The organism is Microbacterium sp. LWO13-1.2, from assembly GCF_038397725.1.
GTDB lineage: Bacteria > Actinomycetota > Actinomycetes > Actinomycetales > Microbacteriaceae > Microbacterium.
Genome location: NZ_CP151634.1, coordinates 2,912,379 through 2,933,994, shown reverse-complemented (window position 1 = coordinate 2,933,994; position 21,616 = coordinate 2,912,379). Strand labels below are relative to the sequence as shown.

The window sequence follows — 21,616 nt, the reverse complement described above, 5'->3', positions numbered from 1 at the left end:
CCCTTGTCAAGTCCGTTCTCCGGAAAGAACGATTGACAACGGGTCAGAGTCCTAGTATCGCACACGGGAGACCGAGCGAGCGCATTCCGTCGAAGTTCGTCGAGATCGGGTCAGCCCCGGCCCGGTTTCTCGTCATCACTGGAGGGCCGTGACGCGAGGTAGCGCTCGAGTTCAGCGGCGAGTTCGTCCGCGCTCGGGAGATCGCGCTCGCTGAAGCCACCATCGTCATATGAGTCGTCGTCGGGGTTCCGACCGGCCATGTATGCGTCGTAGCGCCGTTCGAGGGTGTGCACCATCTGCTGCAGTTCCTCGTTGCCGAGGACCTGCTCGTCGACGCGCGCCAGGTAGTCGTCTCGCCGCTCCTGCACGTCATCCATCACCAGCACGAGCCCGGTCGCGGCCATCAGGCGTTCGGCCGCCGTGATCACCGCATCCGGGTTCTCGGTCTCGGCGAGGTAATGCGGCACCAGCAGCACGAAACCGACGGCCCGGTCGCCGCGCTCGGCGAAGCGGAACTCCAGCAGGTGGCCCGCTGTCGCAGGAACCTGAGTGCGCGGACGCCAGACCGAATGCGCGACGGTCAGCTCGCGACGGTTGCCGCTGACTGTGGTCCCGATCGGACGGGTATGCGGCACCGGCATCGCGATCGAGTGCACCCAGTTGAGCCCGGACACCTCGAGGTCTGCGGCCAATTGGAGGATCGTCTGCGCGAACGCATTCCAGGCGAAGTCCGGCTCGTAACCGGCCAGCAGAAGGAACGGCTGTCCGAGCGCGTCCGTGGCGAGGGAGAGCTCGAGCCGCGCCGGACGGAACTCTGTGAGGTGATCCTGCTCGAAGACGATCACCGGACGCCGGGCGCGGTAATCGAGCAGTACGTCGTTGTCGAACACGACGATCGGCTGCGGTGAAGTCGTCTCGCGAAGGTGGTCGATCAGGCCGGAAACAGCGCTCCCGGCATCTGTGAAGCCGGTCAGGAGCATCACCAGCGGGAGTCCGCGCGGCACAGTCGGTGCGTTGGCGACACGTTCGTAGAGGTCTCCGGAAAACGGCATATGACCATGCTACGAGGCACCATCCATCCGGGGGTTGGCCGGGTCATGCTGAGAGCGAACACGCAGCTCGTGCCGCTCGCGCGCCGACGGGTGCGCGAATACCTAGGATGGAGGCATGACGCTTCCCGTGCTGTCGCACACGACTGACCCGTTTCCCGGAAGCACCGCAGATGCCGCAGTGCTCGTCGTTCCCGATCTCTCCGATTCGACAGAGTCGATCGGCGCGTTCAGCGGTCTCGCTGAGGCCTTGAACGGCATCGGCTTCACCGGCGCTGCATCCGCGTTCGCACGCGTGTACGCCCCGGAGGTGACCGCTCTCCCGTTCGCGGTCGTCGGCGCCGGCAAGACGCCGAACGCCGCTGCGGTGCGGAACGCCGTCGGAGCAGCGCTTCGCACTCTGACCGGGTTCGAGACCGTCTCCGTGGCGCTTGCGCCCGGTGTGGATGAGTTCGCGGGCGCCGCCGCTGAGGGCGCGGTCCTCGGCGGCTACCGCTTCGAGAACTACAAGGCCGAGAAGGGCAAGCCGCGGGCCACAGCGGTCATCCTGCACGCCGATCTCGACGACGCGGCCACCGCTCGCGCCAACGCGGTGGGCGACGCTGTGTCGCTGGTGAAGGATCTGGTCTTCGTCCCCGCCGAGTGGCAGAGCCCGGCCCAGTTGGCGCAGAGCGCCGCAGACAGCGTGGCTGATCTCGACGTGACCGTCGAGATCCTCGACGAGAAGGCGCTCGCGAAGCAGGGCTTCGGTGGCATCCTCGGCGTCGCTCAGGGCTCGGAGCGCCCGCCGCGCCTGGTCCGACTCGACTACTCCCCCGCCGACGCCGTTCAGCACATCGCGCTCGTCGGCAAGGGCATCACCTTCGACACCGGCGGCCTGTCTCTGAAGCCCGCCGCCTCGATGGTCGGCATGAAATTCGACATGGCGGGTGCCGCGACCAGTCTCGCCGCGCTGCGCGCGATCGCCACCCTGCAGCTTCCGGTGCGGGTGACCGCGTGGCTGGGCATCACCGACAACATGCCGTCGGGCGGGGCCCTCCGCCCCGGCGACGTGGTGCGGATCCTCGACGGCACGACCGTCGAGGTGCTGAACACGGATGCCGAGGGCCGACTGGTCCTCGCCGACGCGCTCGTGGCCGCCAGCCGTGAGAACCCCGACGTCATCATCGACGTCGCAACCCTCACCGGTGCCATCGTCGCCGCGCTCGGACACCGCCTCACCGGAGTCTTCGGGGACGACGAGACCGTCGCCCGGTTCCTCGCCGCGGCCGACGCCGCGGACGAGCCGGCCTGGCACATGCCGCTGCCCGCGCACATGGAGGAGGCGATGGATTCCCCGATCGCCGACCTGCAGAACGTCAACATGAGCGATCGCATGGGCGGAGCCTCGTACGCCGGTCTGTTCCTGCGCCGGTTCGTCGGACGCACATCGACCGAGGATGACGCACCCCGCATCCCCTGGGTGCATCTCGACATCGCCGGCTCCAGCGAGCACAACGGCGCGCCGTACGGTTTCACTGAGAAGGGCCCCACCGGGGCGATGGTCCGATCGATCATCGCCTTCGCCGAAGCATCCCACACGGAGGCATGACACATGATCACTCACAACTTCGACGTCGTCATTCTCGGCGGCGGCAGCGGCGGGTACGCCGCAGCCATCCGCGCCAGCGAACTCGGCAAGTCCGTCGCACTCATCGAGAAGGACAAAGTCGGCGGGACCTGCCTGCACCGCGGATGCATCCCCACCAAGGCGCTGCTGCACGCGGCGGAGGTCGCCGAGCACGTGCGTGACGCCGCGCACGTCGGCATCACCGCCACTCTCGAGGGCATCGACCCTGCGGGCGTCCGGGCGTACCGCGAGGGCATCGTCGCCAAGAAGTACAAGGGCCTCGAAGGCCTGGTCAAAGCACGCGGCATCACGACGGTCCCCGGTCTCGGACGACTGCAGGCTGACCGGAGCATCGTTGTCGGGGACGACGTGTACGTCGGTGCCGACGTGATCCTCGCGACCGGCTCTTACAGCCGCACCCTCCCCGGTCTGGAGATCGGCGGACGCATCCTCACGAGCGAGCAGGCTCTGGCGCTCGACGTCATCCCCGAGCGCGTCCTCATTCTCGGCGGCGGTGTCATCGGCGTCGAGTTCGCCAGTGTGTGGCGCTCGTTCGGCGCCGAGGTCACCATCATCGAGGCTCTGCCGCACCTGGTCCCGAACGAGGACATCGCGCTCAGCAAGGGCCTCGAGCGCGCCTTCCGCCGCCGCGGCATCCAGTACTCGCTGGGCAAGCGATTCCAGACCGCCGCGCAGGACGACGCGTCCGTCACGGTCACGCTCGAAGACGGCACCGAGTTCACCGCCGACTACCTGCTCGTGGCCGTCGGCCGTGGTCCGGTGACCGCGGATCTCGGCTTCGAAGAGGCAGGCGTGACCCTGGACCGTGGCTTCGTCACCGTCGATCAGGACCTCCGGACCTCCGCAGCCGGCGTCTGGGCCGTCGGCGACATCGTTCCCGGCCTGCAGCTCGCCCACCGCGGCTTCCAGCAGGGCATCGCCGTCGCCGAGCGGATCGCCGGACTCTCACCCGCGAACATCCCCGATGTGCAGATCCCCAAGGTCACGTACTCCAGCCCGGAGGTCGCCTCCGTCGGTGTCACCGAGGAAGCCGCCGTCGCCGAGCACGGCGCGGACAGCATCGTCGCCTACGAGTACAACCTGGCCGGAAACGGCAAGAGCGAGATCATCGGCACCGGCGGCCTGGTGAAGGTCGTCCGTCTCAAGGACGGCCCGGTGCTCGGTGTCCACCTGCTCGGAGATCGCGTCGGCGAGCTCATCACCGAGGGCCAGCTCGCTGTCGCCTGGGAGGCGCACCCGGAGGACATCGCTCCTCTGATCCACGCCCACCCCACGCAGAGCGAGGCACTAGGCGAGGCGTTCCTCGCGCTCGCCGGCAAACCGCTGCACGCCCTCTGAACACCAATCGGCCAACCAGGTCACTAAGCTAGACAAGCGTTATACAACTTCTTGAAGGAGACTCCGTCATGAGCACATCCGTGGTCCTCCCCGCTCTCGGTGAGAGCGTCACCGAGGGTACGGTCACCCGTTGGCTCAAGCAGGTGGGAGACACCGTTCAGGCGGACGAGGGCCTGCTCGAGATCTCGACCGACAAGGTCGACACCGAGATCCCCTCCCCCGTCAGCGGTGTGATCGAGGAGATCCTCGTCGCCGAGGATGAGACCGTCGAGGTGGGCGCTCTGCTCGCCCGTATCGGTGATGGTTCGAATGCGGCACCGGCAGCGGATGCTCCGGAAGCCGCCGCTCCGGCAGCAGAGGAAGCGCCTGCGGCCGAAGCAGCAGCACCGGCCGCCCCCGCGGCGCCGGCCGCCGAAGCCCCGGCCCCCGCGGCTCCGGCAGAAGCCGCTCCCTCCGCTCCGGCCGGCGACGCCACCGACATCGTGCTCCCCGAGCTCGGCGAGAGCGTCACCGAGGGCACGGTCACCCGTTGGCTCAAGCAGGTCGGTGACACCATCGCCGTCGACGAGGCTCTGCTCGAGATCTCGACCGACAAGGTCGACACGGAGATCCCTTCGCCGGTCGCCGGCATCCTGCAGGAGATCGTCGCCGGCGAAGACGAGACCGTCGCCGTCGGCGCTGTCCTCGCCCGGGTCGGATCGGGTGCCGCTCCGGCAGCCGCGCCCGCAGCTCCGGCCGCTGAAGCTCCTGCCGCTCCGGCCGCTGAAGCTCCTGCTGCCCCTGCCGCGCCGGCACCGGCAGCCGCTGCTCCTGCGACTCCCGCCCCTGCTGCCTCGGCTCCCGCTCCGGCAGCTCCCGCCGCGGCCGAGCCTGCTGCTCCGAAGCTCACGCTGCCGACCGAGAGCGACAGCCTCTACGTCACCCCGCTGGTGCGCCGTCTGGCCTCTCAGCAGGGCGTCGACCTCGCCTCGGTGACCGGCACGGGTGTCGGTGGCCGTATCCGCAAGGAAGACGTGCTGAAGGCAGCTGAGACGGCATCCGCCGCCCCGGCCGCTGCTCCCGCCGTTCCGGCTCCCGCGCCGCTCGAGGTCTCGCCGCTGCGCGGAACCACGCAGCCGATGTCGCGCCTGCGCAAGGTGCTGGCCGAGCGTGCCGTCGCCTCGATGCAGCAGACCGCTCAGCTGACCACGGTCGTCGAGGTCGATGTCACGAAGCTCGCCGAGTACCGCGACAGCGTGAAGGCGTCTTTCCTGCAGAAGACCGGCGACAAGCTGTCGTTCCTGCCGTTCTTCGCTCTTGCGGCCGCCGAGGCGCTGCAGGCGTTCCCGATCGTCAACGCGACGGTCGACGGCACCGACATCGTGTACCCGGCGACCGAGAACCTCTCGATCGCCGTCGACACCGAGCGCGGCCTGCTGACTCCGGTGCTGCGGGATGCCGCGTCGAAGAACATCGCGCAGATCGCACATGAGATCGCTGACCTCGCCGCGCGCACCCGCGACAACAAGCTGAAGCCCGACGAGCTGGGCGGCGGCACGTTCACGCTGACCAACACCGGCTCCCGCGGCGCGCTGTTCGACACGCCTGTCGTGTTCCTGCCGCAGTCGGCGATCCTCGGAACCGGAACGGTCGTGAAGCGTCCCGGCCTGGTCAAGGTCGACGGCGCCGACGCGATCGCCATCCGCTCGTACGTGTACCTCGCGCTCTCGTACGATCACCGCATCATCGATGGCTCGGATGCCGCGCGTTATCTCGGCGCAGTCAAGGCTCGCCTGGAGTCCGCGGACTTCGCTGCCGCTCTCGGCGCCTGATCCGACAGACATCTGAACCGATCAGCCTGGCTGGTCCGCGACGTCGTACACGTCGCGGACCAGCCAGTTCTGGTTGAGGCGCACGAGCACGATCATCAGCTCGGACATCGGCTTCTCCTCTTCGCCCGCTCCCCCTGGCTCGGAAGTCGAAGCCGTCGGGGTCAGTCGGATCACCGCGACATCGCCGTATTCGTCGACGAGCGCCAGTTCCCGATCCTGCGCAACCGCCCCCAGGCGCTCCACGACACCGGCGGCTCCCTCAGCGACCGCTGCGTCACACGTCCCGTCCTCCGCCTCCGCGCAGGCTCGGATGACCGCCAGAAGCGCTGTGGCGGCGTACAGCGGGTCGCTGGTCTCCGCGGTCGGTGCAGCATCCGTGTCGTCCGTCGGCTCGTCCGTCTCCGAACTCGGAGTCGAGCTCTCGGCGGGCGGCACCGCGTCGTCCTGCGCACGCGTCGCCGCTTCCGATGCCCCGTCGGTCTGCGCACCGGCCTCGTCCGACCCGCCGGTGGGCCAGAGCAGGCCGATTGCGAGCACCGCAGCGGCAGCCGCACCCGCCACGACCAGAGTTCTGCGTCGTCGCGGCGCACCCTCAGAAACCGTCGATCTCCGACCCCGGTCCTTCTGCGGACGCTCAGCGATCAGCATCCGCCATCGCTCGAGAATGCGGCTGCGCAGCCCCTCGACGAACACCGCCGGTCCGCGGCCGTGAACCGGTTCGGAGAAGTCGTCGAGAGCGGCGTGTTGCGGAGCGATGTCACGCGCCCGCTCCGGCGGGAAGACTTCAGGGCGCAGCGGCTTGGGCGCCGCGTTCTCGAACAGCTCGCGCTCCCAATCGTCCTGCACGCGTCGCGGCACCCGCGGCTGTACAAGTCCCTGCTGCACGGTGGTGAGCGTGCGCCCCAGCGCCCGATCCGTGGTGCTCTCCTGCAGTCGTCCGACGATCCGCGCTGCGGACTCCCGAGCACTCTCACCATCGCCGAGAACGAAGACCGGCCGTCCTTCGTCGGTCAGCCACCAGCTGCCGCCGACAGTCGCCCCGCCGCCGAGCTCGTCGAGGCCGCGCAGAAGGCTGCCGACGAGCGTGGCCGTCTCCCCGGCCGATACGGCGACGCCGGCGGCTGCACGCCGCCCCAGGAAGGCCGCGAGCCGCTCGGAACACCACGGCAGGAGGACATCCTGGCCGTCGACACGGCGCACCACGTCCAAAGGGCCGGCCACGTGCTCTGCGCCGGCATACGCCCACCCGTCCCATCCACTGAGCGAGGCGGCATCGGTCTGCACCGCGACGCCGTCCCCGCGCGTGACGAGAGCACCGGGATAGGGCCCCTCCTGCGCGTCCAACGTCCGGATCACGCGATGCGCGCCGGACACGAGCGTCCGGTCGCCGCCGTCCGTTTCACGATCTGCCATGGATCCATGAGAGCGCAGCGACGCATCCGATGGGGGCCCTGGAGCCCGATGTGGACGAACTCCGTCGAACCCGCCATTGTGCAGGAGAAGTGGTGCCGGAGAGATCGTCCCGGGATCGTGCAGAGAAATTCGAATCCGCCCGACGCGAACGCCGACATCCGCAGCATCCCGGACTCGGTAGGCTGATACCTATGGCAAAGCGTGCTCCTGACCCCGAGAAGCGTCCTGGGTTCTTCTCCCAGATCAAGTCCCTCTTCCGGTTCACGCGTGAGGCTTATGCCTGGCTGCCCTGGGCCCAGATCGCGATCCTCCTCGGAGGCATCCTCGTCGGCCTGGTGGTCGGCTATGTGATTCCGCCCTTCCAGGTGTGGACGCTGGTCCTCTGGGGCATCACCGGCCTCATGCTCGGTGTGCTCGGTGCGCTCTTCCTGATGACGCGTCTCTCCACGAACGCGATGTACAAGAAGATCGACGGCATGCCCGGTGCCACCGGTCACGTGCTCAGCAGCAGCCTCGGTCGCAGCTGGCAGGCATCGGACTCCCCCGTCGGCATCAACCCCAAGACCCAGGAGGCGGTCTACCGCACCGTCGGGCGCGGCGGGGTCGTCGTCGTCGGCGAGGGTTCCCGCGGACGCCTCACCCGCCTCATCAACGAAGAGCGCCAGAAGGTGCAGCGCGTCGCGCAGGGCGTCCCGGTGACCGTGCTCTACGTCGGTCACGGCGAAGACGACGTGCCGATCAGCCAACTCGCCAAGACCATCAAGAAGCTGCCCAAGGCGATCGACAAGACGACGATGGCCGCGGTCATCCGGCGGATCGAATCCGTCTCGCAGTCGCTGTCTTCGTTGCCCATCCCCAAGGGGATCGACCCGACCAAGGCCCGGGCGCAGCGTCCGCGCTGACGCTCACCCGCAGACAGAGAAGCGCGGCCGCCCCTTTCGAGGGCGGCCGCGCTTCTGCAGTTTCAGGGCATCACTCCGAGAGCGGCTCGCGCGGCAGCCGGCGCACCTTCGCGCGGCGCCGACGGCGCTCAGGAATCATCGAACGCATCTCGTCCAGCTTGCCGAAGCAGAACAACCGGTCTTCTGCCTCCAGCACGACGTGCTTTCGGGGGTTCGGGATCACCGATACGCCACGGTGCAGAGTCAGCACGGTGATGTCCCTCTCCCAGAGCCCCGCCTCTCCCAGCGTCTTGCCCACGAGGTCGGCCGCACCGTGCACGAGCAGCTCGGCGACGCCGTATCCGGTCGACACCGTCAGCCGCTGACGCACGTCGATCTCGGGGAACGCCACCTGCCCGGCGATGTAGTCGATGATCGCTCCGGCGACGTCGAGGTTCGTCGCGGTCTCGATGCCCTGCAGGCCCGGCGAGGAGTTGACCTCCATCACCAACGGACCGTCTTCGCCCTCGAGCATGTCGACGCCGGCGACGCGCAGTCCCATGATCTGGGCTGAGCGCACCGCGGTGCGCTCGTACACCGGGTCGAGCTCGACCCGCTCCACGGATCCGCCGCGATGGACGTTCGAGCGGAACTCGTCACCGGCGGCGGATCGGCGCATCGCGGCGACGACGCGGTCGCCCACGACCAGGGCGCGGATGTCGCGGCCGCGGCTCTCGGAGATGAACTTCTGGATCAACACGTTCTGCTTCGTCGAATGCAGCGTCTCGATGATCGCCTCGGCGACCTTCACCTGCGGGGCGAGGATGACGCCGATCCCCTGGGTGCCTTCGAGCAGCTTGATGACGACGGGCGCTCCCCCGACGCGTTCGATCGCCGGCCGCACATCGGCGCGGTTGCGCACGAAGGCGGTCGGCGGCATCGCGATGTTGTGGCGGGACAGGATCTGATTGGCGCGCAGCTTGTCGCGCGCGCTGGAGATGCCGTTCGCCGTATTGGGCGTATAGACGTCCATCTGCTCGAATTGCCGGACCACAGCGGTGCCGAAGTAGGTGATCGAGTTGCCGATCCGGGGCAGGATCGCGTCATAGTCGCTGAGCTGGCGGCCCCGGTAGTGCAGGTCGGGTTCATCAGCGGTGAGGTCGATGGCGAAGCGCAGGGTGTTGAGGACTTTGACGGTGTGGCCGCGCTGCAAGGCGGCGGCTCGCAGTCGTTGGGTCGAGTATGCCTGCGGGGCACGGGAGAGCACGGCGATCTTCACGAAGTTTTCCTGCCAGGATGTATCAGGTGAGTAGGTCAACCCATTCAAACACCCTTACGGGCTGGCGCGAGTGGGTGAGCCTGCCCGATCTCCGTGTCGACTGGCTCAAAGCGAAGATCGACACCGGCGCACGCACCTCGTCGCTGCACGCTTTCGACATCCACGAATTCGAACGCGACAATGTCGCATGGGTGCGCTTCAAGGTCAAGCCCTGGCAGGACAGCCAAGAGGATGCCGTGGTCGTCGAGTGCCCGGTGCATGACCGCCGCGCCATCCGCAGCTCCTCCGGCCACGCACAGCAACGGCTCGTCGTGAAGTTGCTGGTCCGTCTGGTCGATCGCGAGGTTCTCGCGGAAGTGACGCTCAGCAACCGCGACGAGATGGGATTCCGGATGCTCATCGGCCGGGAGGCACTCCGCGGCGGCTACATCGTCGACCCCGCTCGGTCGTTCCTCGGCGGCCGCGCGCCGCGCGAGGCGCGTCGCCGCAACCGCGGACGGGACTGAGTCTCAGGTCCGGACGAGTACGGTCCGCACGGCCTTGTCGTGCAGGCCGCGCTGATCCTCGTCCCAGATCACGGCGGGGATCACCACGATCAGCAGGAGTGTCCGCACGATCGGGCGCCACAGGCCCACCCAGCCGCCGTCGAGACTGACCAGACGCATCCCGAGGATGCGGTGACCCGGGCTGCCACCCGCGGTCGGGATGAAGAGGACCTGCAGCAGCGCGAATACCACGAGCGGGGTGAACTGCGTGAGTCCGGCCTCTGACGGCAGCGCGAACTGATTGAAGCCGAGGAACGCGGTCGCGATAATGGTCGCGGCTGTGTAGTCGATCAGCAGGGCGCCGATCCGGCGACCGACGCGGGCGACGCTGCCACTGCCCGTTCGCGGGAGTCCGAGTCGTTCACCGGGGTACGCGTTCACAGCATCCGTCACCTCCCCAGCCTACCCAGCGTCTGTAACACGCCCGAAACAAAGTGGATACTGGGAGGTAACCCCCTCGCCGTACTGTGCAGAGTGGCCGTGAACCCCGATCCGCTATTCAGGAGTCGTTACACATGTTCAAAGATTCATCTGAGGTGCTGAGCTACATCAAGGAGAACGACGTCAAGTTCCTTGACATCCGTTTCACCGATCTGCCTGGCGTTCAGCAGCACTTCAACATTCCCGCGAGCACGGTCGACGAGGACTTCTTCGTCAACGGCCAGCTGTTCGACGGCTCCTCGATCCGCGGCTTCGCGAGCATCCACGAGTCCGACATGCAGCTCATCCCGGACGTCTCCACGGCCTACGTCGACCCGTTCCGCGAGGCGAGCACCATCGTGATGCTCTTCGACATCTACAACCCGCGCACCGGCGAGATCTACTCGAAGGACCCGCGTCAGGTCGCCAAGAAGGCCGAGAAGTACCTCGCCTCCACCGGAATCGCCGACACCGCGTACTTCGCCCCCGAGGCCGAGTTCTACCTCTTCGACGACGTCCGCTACGAGGTCTCGGCAGGCAAGAGCTTCTACCAGGTCGACTCCGAGGAGGCCGCGTGGAACACCGGTCGTGAGGAAGAGGGCGGAAACCTCGCCAACAAGACCCCGTACAAGGGCGGCTACTTCCCCGTCTCGCCGGTCGACAAGACCGCCGACCTGCGCGACGACATCACCCTGAAGCTGATCGACGCCGGCTTCATCCTCGAGCGCTCGCACCACGAGGTGGGCACCGCCGGGCAGCAGGAGATCAACTACCGCTTCGACACCATGGTGCACGCGGCAGACGACATCCTGAAGTTCAAGTACATCGTCAAGAACACCGCTGAGCTGTGGGGCAAGGCTGCCACCTTCATGCCGAAGCCGCTGTACGGCGACAACGGCTCGGGCATGCACACGCACCAGTCGCTGTGGAGCGAAGGCAAGCCGCTGTTCTACGACGAGACCGGCTACGGCCAGCTCAGCGACGTCGCGCGCTGGTACATCGGCGGTCTGCTGAAGCACGCTCACGCTGTGCTCGCGTTCACCAACCCCTCGCTGAACAGCTACCACCGCCTGGTGAAGCACTTCGAGGCTCCGGTCAACCTGGCGTACTCCGCCGGAAACCGCTCGGCAGCGATCCGCATCCCGCTGACGGGCTCCAACCCGAAGGCGAAGCGCATCGAGTTCCGCGTGCCGGATGCCTCTGGCAACCCGTACCTGGCATTCGCCGCACAGCTGATGGCCGGCCTCGACGGCATCAAGAACCGCATCGAGCCGCTCGAGCCGATCGACAAGGACCTGTACGAGCTTCCCCCCGAGGAGGCGAAGAACATCCCCCAGGTGCCGAACTCGCTGCTGGACTCGCTGACGGCGCTCGAGGAGGACCACGACTTCCTGCTCGAGGGCGGCGTGTTCACCAAGGAGCTCATCGAGACCTGGATCTCCTACAAGTACGAGAACGAGATCCTGCCGATGGCCCAGCGCCCGCACCCGTTCGAGTACGAGCTGTACTTCGGGGTCTGATCCACAGCAGCACCGAGAGAGCCCGCCCCAGCGTCTGCTGAGGCGGGCTCTCGCCGTTGCACCCGGCGCTTCGTCAAGGGGTTTGACCGCGGATCGACATAGAGTTCAACTGTTGCATCGGGATCGGAAACACCAGGGGGATAATCATGCGTCGACGCAAGGCTGCCGTCACGACGGTCGAACATCACCTTCACGCGCCCGGAAAGACCAGTCCTTCGGGGGCGTGGAAGATCAACCCGTTCCTGTTCGGTCTGCTCGGAGCTCTCGGCGTCCTCGTCGCGCTGCTCATCGGGAGCATGGTCGGCCAGCTCGCGACCGTGCTCGTCTACATCGGCGTTGCGCTCTTCCTCGCCTTGGGTCTCGACCCGATCGTCACCCTCATCGAAGCCAAGCTGCCCCGCCCGGCCGCCGTCACGATCGTCGTCGCGTCCGTGCTGCTCGTGTTCGCGGGAATCATCGTCGCCATCGTTCCCATCGTCGTCGAGCAGATCACGAACCTGATCGATGACGGGCCCCAGATGGTCGCCGACATCACGGCCAGCGCCTGGTTTAAGGACATGAGCGCCCAGTTCGGCTCGGTGTTCCAGGACGCCGCGGACGGCATCCTCGACTTCTTCAAGGATCCGGGCAACTTCGCGAACATCAGTGGGGGCGTCTTCGCTGTCGGCGCAGGCATCGCCGGTGGTTTCACCGCCGTCACGATCGTCCTGATCCTCACCCTGTACTTCATGGCGTCTCTTCGCAGCATCAAGCGCACAGCGGTCCGCTTCGTCCCCGCCTACCAGCGGGAGCGGTTCAGCGGACTCCTCGAGGACGTGTCCGGCGCTGTCGGTCGTTACGTCATCGGCCAGGCGAGTCTCGCTCTGATCAACGGCGTCCTCAGCCTGTTCTTCCTCAGCATCATCGGAGCCCCGGTTCCGGCGTTGCTCGCCCTCCTGGCCTTCATCGGCTCGCTGATCCCGCTCGTGGGCACGCTCACCGCATCCGTCATCATCTCGCTCGTCTGCCTGATCACCGACCCGCAGATGGCGCTGATCGCTGCGATCTACTACCTCGTCTACATGCAGATCGAGGCATACTTCCTCAGCCCGAGAATCATGAGCAAGGCTGTCGCGGTGCCCGGTGCTGTCGTGGTGATCGCCGCCGTGGGCGGCGGCGCGCTGGGAGGAATCCTCGGCGCGCTCGTGGCGATTCCCATCGCCGCGAGCGTCATCATCATCATCCAGAAGGTGACGTTCCCCGCTCAGGACAGCAAGACCGTGCCGCCGGACGGCGATCTGATCGTCAGTACACCCTGACGGCAGCGGGCTGCACGCGCACGGTGAACGCCGACACTTCGCCGAGCTCTTCCCCGTCGACTTCGAACGCCTGAGGCTTCTCCAGTTCGACCACGATCCGCTTCGCGGAGAGATGGCGGGTCGAGTCCGTGCTCACCGCCTCCTGGCCAGGGGTGAACAACCGACGGATGCCGTTGTCCCAGACGACCGAGCGCACCGTGTCGAGCCACTGCAGGGCTCCGTCCGAGCTGATCAGGAGGAGATCGAGCAGCCCGTCATCGAGGGTCGCATCCGGCAGCAGGCGGATTCCGCCCTGAACCATCCCGCAGTTCCCGATCAGCAGCGTATGACCCTTGACCGTCTGCGGTTCCTGGTCATCGAGAGTCAACGTGATCGGCGTCATCTCCGTACCGGCGAGAGCGCGGCCCATCGCCTCGACGTAAGCGAGCCAGCCTGCACGATCCTTCAGGTCATCATTGGTCTCGACCAGCATCTGCGCATCGATGCCGAAGCCCACCATGACGGCGAAGGCGTGTTCCTCACCGTTGACCTCCACCCAGCCGAGATCGATGGTCCGGGTCTTGCCCGACCTGACGCGGGCGAGCGCTGCGGGGATGTCGTCGAGCGGAAGCTCGAGGTTGCGGGCGAGGAGATTCCCGGTGCCCTGAGGAACGATGCCGAGAGCGACATCCGTGCCGGCGAGTGTCTCGGCGACCGCCCTGACGGTGCCGTCGCCGCCGACGGCGAGCACGGTGTCGCATCCGGCATCCACGGCCTCCTGCGCCATTCCCCGCCCGGGATCATCGACGCTCGTCTCCCACCACTGCACGTCGGCGTCTGCGGCGAAGGCATCCGCTACAGCCGCGCGCAGCTTCTCCTCCTCGATCTTCGAGGGATTCCAGATCACGCCGATGGTGGAGTTCGTCATGAGGCCACTCTGCGCGACGATGACGATCCGTGCAACTCGGCCGTATCAGCCGTAGAACAGCTGCTCGAAGGCACGCCGTGCGCGACGAGTGACGGCGAGGTAGTCCTCCTCCACCTCGGTGGCCGAGCGATCGGGATATCCGAGCAGACGGCCGATGGCGTCGAGCTGCCTGCGGTCCGTGGGGAGCACGTCGCTGGTCTGCCCGGTGAGCAGCGTGATCGCGGAACGCAGCCGACTGGAGAGGCGCCAAGCTTCCCGAAGAAGCTCCGCGGCCTGCTCCGGGATCAGATCTGATGCGACAGCGGCATCGAGCGCACCGAGCGTCGAGGTCGTCCGCAGCCCTGGCACGTCGTGGGCGTGCTGCAGCTGCACGAGTTGCACCAGCCACTCGACGTCGCTGAGCGACCCTGGTCCGAGCTTCAGATGCCGTCGAGGATCGGCGCCCTGCGGCAGCCGCTCCCCCTCGACGCGGGCTTTGATGCGCTTGATCTCGCGGAGGCCCTGGAGATCGACCGTCGCCGGGTATCGGATCGCGTCGGCCATCGCGGTGAACTTCGCGATCAGCTTGAGGCTTCCGGCGACGCCGCGCGCCCGGAGGAGCGCCTGCGCCTCCCAGGAGAGCGACCAGCGGCGGTAGTACTCCGCGTACGCCTCGATCGAACGCACGACAGGCCCATTTCGACCCTCGGGTCGGAGGTCGGCATCGAGATCGAGAGGCACACGATGATCGGTGAGGTGCTCGCGGAGTGCTGCGACGAGACGAGCGGCGAGGGTCTGCGCCCGCTGGGGATCGACCCCGTTCGCGTCATAGACGTACAGGATGTCCGCATCCGAGCCGAACCCGAGCTCGGCACCGCCGAATCGACCCATCCCGATCACGGCGAAGTCCAGCGCATCGTCTTCGGGCGGGACGATCTCACGACGAACGGCGCGCAAGGCGGACTGAATCGTCGCGTCCGTGATCTCGGTGAGCGCGGTGGCGATCTGCTCGATCGAGAGGACGTCGAGCACGCCGCCCATCGCAGTGCGCAGCAGCTCGCGGCGGCGCAGCGCACGCACCGCGCGCAGCGCATCCCCGGTCGTGCCATGCCGGGTCTGGATGGCCCTGGCTTCCTCGTCGAGGGCCGACTGTCCGCGCGGCGTGAGGAGCTCTGCGCTGTCGAGCCAGGCGACGGACTCCGGGAACCCGTCCATGAGCTCGCCGACGTAGCGCGACGACGACAGCAGTCGTGTCAGGCTCTCGGCCGCTCCGGATGAGTCCCTCAGCATCCGGAGGAACCACGGGGTGTCGCCCAGACGCTCGCTGATCCGGCGGAACGCCAACAAGCCGTAGTCGGGGTCGCTGCCGTCCGCGAACCAGCGCACCATGATCGGCATCAGATGGCGCTGGATCGTCGCCTTGCGGCTGAGACCGGTCGTGAGGGCGCCGATGTGGCGGAGAGCGCCTGCCGGGTCGCGGAATCCGATGGCGGCGAGTCGATCGCGCGCCTGCTCCGTGGAGAGAGTGCGCTCCTCCTCCGGCAGTGAAGCCACAGCGCTCAGCAGCGGCCGGTAGAAGAGGCGCGTATGGATGTCTCGGACCTCGCGGCGGACATGTTCCCAACGCTCCCAGATGCCGTCGCCCGTTTCGGCGAGGCCGCTGCCCCGGGCAAGGATGCGCAGCCCGGCCGGCGTGCGCGGCATGAGGTGCGTTCTGCTGAGTTCTCGCAACTGCAGCCGGTGCTCCATGAGCCGAAGGATGCAGTAGTCGTCGGCGAACGTCGCCGCCTCGGCTCGACCGATGTACCCGCCCTCGACGAGCGCGTCGAGACTCTCCAGGGTCCCGCGCGTTCGCAGAGTGGCGTCGGTGAGCCCGTGCACGAGCTGCAGCAGCTGCACCGTGAACTCGATGTCACGCAGGCCACCGGAGCCGAGCTTGAGCTGGTACGGCGCGTCCTCCGGGTCGATGTGCTCCATGACGCGCTCGCGCATCCGCTGCACGCTGTCGACGAAGTCCTCACGGGCGGCGCTGGACCAGATCTTCGGCTGCACGGCGGCGATGTACTCGATGCCGAGCGCCTGGTCCCCCGCAAGAGGCCGAGCCTTCAGCAGCGCCTGGAACTCCCAGCTCTTCGCCCAGCGGTCGTAGTACGCCAGATGCGAGGCCAGCGACCGCACGAGCGCGCCCTGCTTGCCCTCGGGGCGCAGCGCCGCGTCGACCTCCCAGAGCGGGGGCTCGACCTCGATGCCGCTGAGTCCGCGCATCGTCTCCCGGGCGAGGCGGGTCGCGATGTCGATGGCCTTGGGCTCCGCGACGACATCTTCGTCCGCGGTTCCTCCGACGAAGATCACATCGACGTCGCTGACGTAGTTCAGCTCCCGCGCACCGGCCTTGCCCATCCCGATGATCGCGAGCTGCGTCGCCGCGATCTCTTCGCGGCCGGTCGTGTCCAGCAGGCGCGTACGGGCGACGGCGAGTGACGCCTCCAGTGCTGCACCGGCCGCATCGGCCAGGGCGGCCGACACCGCCGCCACCAAGGCGGTCGGATCCGGATGCGCGAGGTCGACGGCCGCGATCGCCGCGATGCTGCGGCGGTAGGCGACTCGCAACGCGACGAGAGCCGCATCGTCGCCGGTTTCAGCGAACCCGTCGCGGGCCCCGACCGAGGCGAGCAGGTCGTCGCGCAGCTGCTCCGCCGTCGGCAGCTCGTCCGTCGCCTCACCGAGGACGGAGATCTCCCCGGGATGACGCAGGAAGAAGTCCGCAAGCCCCTGCGACGCTCCGAACACGCGCCAGATTCTGCGCCGGGCAGCCGGGTCGTCGCTCAGCGCCCGCAGCGGCGCAGGGTCGCGGCGAGCGACCCGCAGCATCCCGAGAACCGCGGCGTCGGGATCGGCGGCTCCGACGTCTTCGAGCAGCAGCGCGCGCTCACGGCCGAGCAGCGTCGCCAGTTCGGCGAGGGATTCTGCAGCTGCGCTGAGTTCCGCGAATCCGAGGCGTGCGAGCGCGGAGAGCGAGACGGAATCGTCCAGGCGTGCCATACGGGCTCAGAGCAGCTCGAGGTTGCTCTTCAGCTCGAACGGCGTCACTTGGCTGCGGTAGGCCTCGACCTCTTTGCGCTTGTTGAGCAGCACGTAGTTGAACACCTGCTCCCCCAGCGTCTCGGCGACGAGTTCCGACCCCTCCATGAATTCCAGGGCGTGGTCCAGGCTGGTCGGCAGCGCCGAGTAACCCAGGGCCCGTCGCTCCGATTCGCTGAGCGACCAGACGTTGTTCTCGGCCTCCGGCGGCAGCTCGTAGCCCTCCTCGATGCCCTTGAGGCCCGCAGCGAGCATGAGCGCGTATGCGAGATACGGGTTGGCCGCGGAGTCCAGTCCGCGATACTCGACGCGGGATGACTGGCCCTTGTTCGGCTTGTACATCGGCACGCGCACCAGAGCCGAGCGGTTGTTGTGCCCCCAGGTGACGAAGCTCGGCGCTTCATCTCCGCCCCAGAGACGCTTGTACGAGTTCACGAACTGGTTCGTGACCGCAGCCATCTCATTGGCGTGCTTGAGGAGTCCCGCGATGAAGTGTCGACCGGTCTTGGAGAGCTGGTACTTCGCGCCCTCTTCGTAGAAGGCGTTCTGGTCGCCCTCGAACAGCGACATGTGCGTGTGCATACCGCTGCCCGGCTGGCCGCCGAGCGGCTTCGGCATGAACGTCGCGTACACGCCCTGCTCGATCGCGACCTCCTTGATGACGGTACGGAAGGTCATCACGTTGTCTGCAGTCGTGAGCGCGTCGGCGTAGCGCAGATCGATCTCGTTCTGACCCGGTCCGCCCTCATGGTGGCTGAATTCCACAGAGATGCCGAGGTCTTCGAGCATCCGCACGGAGCGGCGGCGGAAGTCGTGCGCCGTACCGCCTGGAACGTTGTCGAAGTAGCCGGCGGAATCGACGGGGACCGGACCCTCAGGACCGAACGAGGAAGACTTGAGCAGGTAGAACTCGATCTCCGGATGCGTGTAGAACGTGAAACCGGCGTCCGCAGCCTTCGCCAGCGCACGCTTGAGCACGTGACGCGGATCGGCCACTGCCGGCTGGCCGTCGGGAGTCGTGAGGTCGCAGAACATCCGCGCGGTCGGGTCGATCTCACCGCGCCACGGCAGGGTCTGGAAAGTGGTCGGATCCGGCTGCGCAAGCAGATCGGACTCGAAGCTGCGGGTCAGGCCTTCGATGGCGGAGCCGTCGAAACCAATGCCCTCCGCGAACGCGCCTTCGACCTCGGCCGGCGCGATGGCGACCGACTTGAGCGTGCCGATGACGTCCGTGAACCACAGCCGGACGAACTTCACGCCGCGCTCTTCGATCGTGCGGAGCACGAAATCCCTCTGCTTGTCCATGGTTACTTTCCGCCAGCGCCCTTGCCGGGAGCCCAGCCGTCGTCTGCTGCGTCGTCTTCGGCCCAGGCGCGCGAACGCTCCTCCAGCGTCTCCGGTGCGCGAGCCGCCTCAGCCTCGGTGTCGAACGGGCCGACGCGGTCAACCGCCGGCGAGATCATCCCGAACTCGACCTGCGCGGTCTTGAGGTTGTACCAGTACTTCTGATCGCCGTCTGACATGGTCCAAGTCCCTTCATCAACTGTCATCGATCCTACTGGGAGTACCACCGCTCGCTAAGCTATCGGCCATGGCTCAAGCAATCGGCGTCGACATCGGCGGCACTGGCATCAAGGCAGGAATCGTCAATCTCGACCACGGGACCATGGCATCCGACAGGGTGCGCGTCCCCACCCCCGAAGGCGCATCACCGCAGGATGTCCTCGTGGCGGTGCAGACGGTCCTCAAGACCCTTGACGTGCACGACTCGACTCTTCCTCTCGGCGTCGCCTTCCCGGCGATCGTCAAGCGCGGGAAGACGCTGTCGGCAGCGAACGTCTCCAAGGAATGGGTGGACTTCGACGCCGAGCGGTTCTTCCGCGACGGTCTCGGACGCAACATCGTCTTCGTGAACGACGCCGACGCCGCCGGCGTCGCTGAAGCTCGTCATGGCGCCGCCAGGGACGTTCGCGGTCTGACCCTGATGACGACGCTCGGCACCGGCATCGGCTCGGCGTTCCTCTATGACGGCGTCCTGATCCCCAACACCGAACTCGGGCACCTGAATTTCGGCACCTTCGACTCCGTGGAGAAGTGGGCAGCGACCTCGGCACGCGAACGCGAGGGCCTCAGCTGGGCCGTATGGGCCGAGCGCCTGCAGGCGTTCTACTCGCACATCGAGTTCCTCTTCAGCCCCGACCTGTTCGTCGTCGGCGGCGGCGTATCGAAGAACGCCGGCGACTTCCTCCCGCTGCTCGAGCTCAAGACCCCGATCGTTCCCGCGATCCACCGCAACAACTCGGGCATCATCGGCGCGGCATCCCTGGCCGGCGACTGACCTCAGACGAATCCGAACGCACGAAGGCCCCGCTGATCCAGCGGGGCCTTCTGCGTGTGTAGGCGAATGGGCCGACCTGTACGCCGGGTTCTGTTCCGGGGTTCTTCGCCCCTTCGACGGCCATCTCTCTCGGCGACACGTTGCCGTGCCGCTCCAGCGGTCTACCCGAGGACTCGGCGAGCCGCGTCAACATCCTCTGTCTGACCTTGCTCCGGGCGAGGTTTACCTGGCGGGCCGTGTCACCACGGCCCCCGGTGGTCTCTTACACCACCCTTTCACCCTTACCGGATCCTCGACGAGCGAGGTTCCGGCGGTCTACTCTCTGTGGCACTTTCTCGCGGATTGCTCCGGGTGGGTGTTACCCACCGCCCTGCCCTGTGGAGCCCGGACGTTCCTCGGTGCGGTTTCCCGCCACGCGACCGTCCAGTCGACCCATTCGCAGGCCCAGTCTACTTCTCGGCCGAGCGCGCGATCCGCAGATCAAGCGGAACATCGATCGGGAACGCTCCGAACAGACGGCGGGTCGCAGCGGCCGCGGCCTCACGGACGGCCTCGGCGGCGGCATCCGCGCACTCCTCGGGAACATGCAGGATCACCTCGTCGTGCAGGAAGAACGCCAGATGAGCCTCGTGGGCGAAGGGCCCGGATGCCGGTGCCGGCGTCCGCGCAGCGGGAAGGCGCTGCAGCCGGTGGCGCAGCTCGGCGAGCCAGATCAGCGACCACTCCGCGGCCGTGCCCTGCACGACGAAGTTCCTGGTGAACCGCCCCCAGTCCCTCGCACGCCGTCGGGCCACGTTCACCTCCGCTGCATCGGCATCCGCGGCGGTGGCACGCGACTGCAGCGTCGCCCACTCGGCGGACGGACGCGGCGACGAGCGGCCCAGCCAGGTCGACACGACGCCGCCGTCTTCCCCGACACGCGCTGCCTCGTCGACGAGCCCCATCGCCCGCGGGTAGACCTTGCGCAACCGCGGAACGAGGCGACCGCTGTCTCCGGTCGTCGCACCGTACATCGCCCCGAGCACCGCGTACTTCGCCTCTTCGCGCGTGCTGACGGCACCGGATTCGACGACACCGGCATACAGGTCGGTCCCCCGCGCCGCTCTGGCCATCGCCTCATCGTGCGCCATCGCCGCCAGCATCCGCGGCTCCAGCTGGGCGACGTCCGCGACGACCAGGATCCATCCGGGATCAGCCCTGACCGCCGGCCGGAGACTCCGCGGCACCTGGAGCGCTCCGCCACCCGATGATGCCCAGCGGCCGGTGACGACACCGCCGGTGATGTAGACGGGGCGAAAGCGTCCGTCGTGCACCCACTCGGCCAGCCACGACCAACCGTTGGCGCTGAGCAGGCGCGAGAGCTTCTTGTACGCCAGCAGGGGTTCGATGACGGGGTGATCATGCTCGGCCAGTTCCCACCGGCCTGTCGATTCCACGTGCACGCCCACCCGGTGCAGCGCCCTGAGCAGCTTGGGCTGACTGTCCAGATGCAGCGTCTGGTCGTCGAGGATCGCCCGCACCTTCTCGCCGAGTGCGACCATCCCGCTGGGCAGACCGCCAGCGATCGGGCGGGCTCCGAGCGTCTCGGTGAGGATCGCCTCGTGGGCGGCCACGTCCCAGGGCAGCCCCGCAGCGCGCATCTCCTCGGCGACGAGTCCGCCCGCCGACTCCGCGGCGCACAGGAGGGTCAACCGGCCGTCGGCTGCCTCACCGATGACTCGACGGTGCGCACGGTACTGGTCGAGGAGTTCGGTGACCGGGTCGCCAGCCGAGCGCTCGTCCACGTCGAACAGCGCCGGCGCCTCGACGACGAGTTCGCGGGGCACCCAATCCGGGGACGGCGGCAGCGGATGCTCCACCGAGGCCGTGTCCCGGAGGATGGCGTGGCACAGCATCAGATCGTGCGTGCGGGCGAGGCGTACACCGGCCTCGAGGAGTCGCGGATAGATCTGTCTGGCGCTGCGCAGAATCCAGCGCGGCGTCTGCGCAGCCTCGACCTCTCGCACCCAGTCGATGAGACCGGTCGCGTCCAGCGGCACACGGCTCGTCTCGACGCCGAGCTCGTCGACCTCGATCGCCAGGAACGCGTTCGGTGCGGTCTCCACGAGAGCGATCCGGCGTTCTGGA

At 67.6% G+C, this 21,616-nt stretch carries 17 protein-coding genes and 1 other RNA gene; 8 read left to right on the top strand and 10 right to left on the bottom strand.

Going from position 1 to position 21,616, the window contains the following annotated elements:
• Window positions 1-110: 110 nt before the first annotated feature.
• The gene (locus MRBLWO13_RS13935; protein WP_341974593.1) at window positions 111-1,052 is read right to left on the bottom strand and encodes a PAC2 family protein; all 942 of its coding nucleotides are present in this window, start codon (window positions 1,050-1,052) and stop codon (window positions 111-113) included.
• A 115-nt stretch (window positions 1,053-1,167) separates the two neighbouring features.
• Between MRBLWO13_RS13935 and MRBLWO13_RS13930 the strand changes: the two genes are divergently transcribed.
• The 3 genes from MRBLWO13_RS13930 (at window position 1,168) to sucB (ending at window position 5,828) form a co-directional block, all read left to right on the top strand.
• Window positions 1,168-2,640 carry a leucyl aminopeptidase gene (locus MRBLWO13_RS13930; RefSeq protein ID WP_341974592.1) on the top strand — a complete coding sequence of 491 codons (1,473 nt, stop codon included), beginning with the start codon at window positions 1,168-1,170 and terminating at the stop codon, window positions 2,638-2,640.
• Between the two features lie 3 nt (window positions 2,641-2,643).
• Window positions 2,644-4,017 (top strand): dihydrolipoyl dehydrogenase, encoded by a 1,374-nt coding sequence (gene lpdA, locus MRBLWO13_RS13925; protein ID WP_341974591.1) that lies wholly within the window; start codon window positions 2,644-2,646, stop codon window positions 4,015-4,017.
• A gap of 68 nt (window positions 4,018-4,085) precedes the next feature.
• The gene (sucB, locus tag MRBLWO13_RS13920; RefSeq protein WP_341974590.1) at window positions 4,086-5,828 is read left to right on the top strand and encodes a 2-oxoglutarate dehydrogenase, E2 component, dihydrolipoamide succinyltransferase; all 1,743 of its coding nucleotides are present in this window, start codon (window positions 4,086-4,088) and stop codon (window positions 5,826-5,828) included.
• 21 nt (window positions 5,829-5,849) lie between these two features.
• On the opposite strand, the gene MRBLWO13_RS13915 is transcribed toward sucB, so the two are convergent.
• Window positions 5,850-7,241, bottom strand: coding sequence for a hypothetical protein (locus MRBLWO13_RS13915; RefSeq protein WP_341974589.1), 1,392 nt, complete (start codon window positions 7,239-7,241; stop codon window positions 5,850-5,852).
• A 191-nt stretch (window positions 7,242-7,432) separates the two neighbouring features.
• On the opposite strand from MRBLWO13_RS13915, the gene MRBLWO13_RS13910 reads away from it, so the two are divergent.
• Window positions 7,433-8,143: a DUF4191 family protein gene (locus MRBLWO13_RS13910; protein WP_341974588.1), complete on the top strand. Its 711-nt coding sequence runs from the start codon at window positions 7,433-7,435 to the stop codon at window positions 8,141-8,143.
• 70 nt (window positions 8,144-8,213) lie between these two features.
• Here the strand turns inward: MRBLWO13_RS13910 and MRBLWO13_RS13905 are convergent, their stop codons facing one another.
• Window positions 8,214-9,401, bottom strand: a complete 1,188-nt coding sequence (locus tag MRBLWO13_RS13905) for a RimK family alpha-L-glutamate ligase (RefSeq protein WP_341978409.1) — start codon at window positions 9,399-9,401, stop codon at window positions 8,214-8,216.
• A gap of 17 nt (window positions 9,402-9,418) precedes the next feature.
• Between MRBLWO13_RS13905 and MRBLWO13_RS13900 the strand changes: the two genes are divergently transcribed.
• Window positions 9,419-9,907 (top strand): RimK/LysX family protein, encoded by a 489-nt coding sequence (locus tag MRBLWO13_RS13900; RefSeq protein WP_341974587.1) that lies wholly within the window; start codon window positions 9,419-9,421, stop codon window positions 9,905-9,907.
• Between the two features lie 3 nt (window positions 9,908-9,910).
• On the opposite strand, the gene MRBLWO13_RS13895 is transcribed toward MRBLWO13_RS13900, so the two are convergent.
• A complete protein-coding gene (locus MRBLWO13_RS13895; protein WP_341974586.1) occupies window positions 9,911-10,339 on the bottom strand; it encodes an RDD family protein in 429 nt (142 codons plus the stop codon).
• Between the two features lie 122 nt (window positions 10,340-10,461).
• Here MRBLWO13_RS13895 and glnA (MRBLWO13_RS13890) point away from each other — a divergent pair, with 122 nt between their 5' ends.
• Both glnA (MRBLWO13_RS13890) and MRBLWO13_RS13885 read left to right on the top strand, forming a co-directional pair.
• Window positions 10,462-11,886 carry a type I glutamate--ammonia ligase gene (gene glnA / locus MRBLWO13_RS13890; protein ID WP_341974585.1) on the top strand — a complete coding sequence of 475 codons (1,425 nt, stop codon included), beginning with the start codon at window positions 10,462-10,464 and terminating at the stop codon, window positions 11,884-11,886.
• Window positions 11,887-12,032: 146 nt separating this feature from the next.
• Window positions 12,033-13,184: an AI-2E family transporter gene (locus MRBLWO13_RS13885; RefSeq protein ID WP_341974584.1), complete on the top strand. Its 1,152-nt coding sequence runs from the start codon at window positions 12,033-12,035 to the stop codon at window positions 13,182-13,184.
• Here the strand turns inward: MRBLWO13_RS13885 and MRBLWO13_RS13880 are convergent.
• The 4 genes from MRBLWO13_RS13880 to MRBLWO13_RS13865 are packed head-to-tail and all read right to left on the bottom strand — an operon-like array spanning window position 13,171 to window position 18,674.
• The gene (locus tag MRBLWO13_RS13880; protein WP_341974582.1) at window positions 13,171-14,091 is read right to left on the bottom strand and encodes a diacylglycerol kinase family protein; all 921 of its coding nucleotides are present in this window, start codon (window positions 14,089-14,091) and stop codon (window positions 13,171-13,173) included. The two genes, MRBLWO13_RS13885 and MRBLWO13_RS13880, sit on opposite strands and share 14 nt — an antisense overlap.
• A 45-nt stretch (window positions 14,092-14,136) precedes the next feature.
• A complete protein-coding gene (locus MRBLWO13_RS13875) occupies window positions 14,137-17,112 on the bottom strand; it encodes a bifunctional [glutamine synthetase] adenylyltransferase/[glutamine synthetase]-adenylyl-L-tyrosine phosphorylase (protein ID WP_341974581.1) in 2,976 nt (991 codons plus the stop codon).
• Between the two features lie 6 nt (window positions 17,113-17,118).
• On the bottom strand, window positions 17,119-18,456 hold the full coding sequence (gene glnA, locus MRBLWO13_RS13870; RefSeq protein WP_341974580.1) for a type I glutamate--ammonia ligase: 1,338 nt from the start codon (window positions 18,454-18,456) through the stop codon (window positions 17,119-17,121).
• 2 nt (window positions 18,457-18,458) lie between these two features.
• Window positions 18,459-18,674, bottom strand: coding sequence for an SPOR domain-containing protein (locus MRBLWO13_RS13865; RefSeq protein ID WP_341974578.1), 216 nt, complete (start codon window positions 18,672-18,674; stop codon window positions 18,459-18,461).
• 68 nt (window positions 18,675-18,742) lie between these two features.
• On the opposite strand from MRBLWO13_RS13865, the gene MRBLWO13_RS13860 reads away from it, so the two are divergent.
• On the top strand, window positions 18,743-19,489 hold the full coding sequence (locus MRBLWO13_RS13860) for an ROK family protein (protein ID WP_341974575.1): 747 nt from the start codon (window positions 18,743-18,745) through the stop codon (window positions 19,487-19,489).
• 63 nt (window positions 19,490-19,552) lie between these two features.
• Here the strand turns inward: MRBLWO13_RS13860 and rnpB are convergent.
• Window positions 19,553-19,924, bottom strand: an RNA gene (gene rnpB / locus MRBLWO13_RS13855) — RNase P RNA component class A.
• 14 nt (window positions 19,925-19,938) lie between these two features.
• Window positions 19,939-21,594, bottom strand: a complete 1,656-nt coding sequence (locus MRBLWO13_RS13850; RefSeq protein ID WP_341974574.1) for a bifunctional 3'-5' exonuclease/DNA polymerase — start codon at window positions 21,592-21,594, stop codon at window positions 19,939-19,941.
• Window positions 21,595-21,616 lie beyond the last annotated feature (22 nt).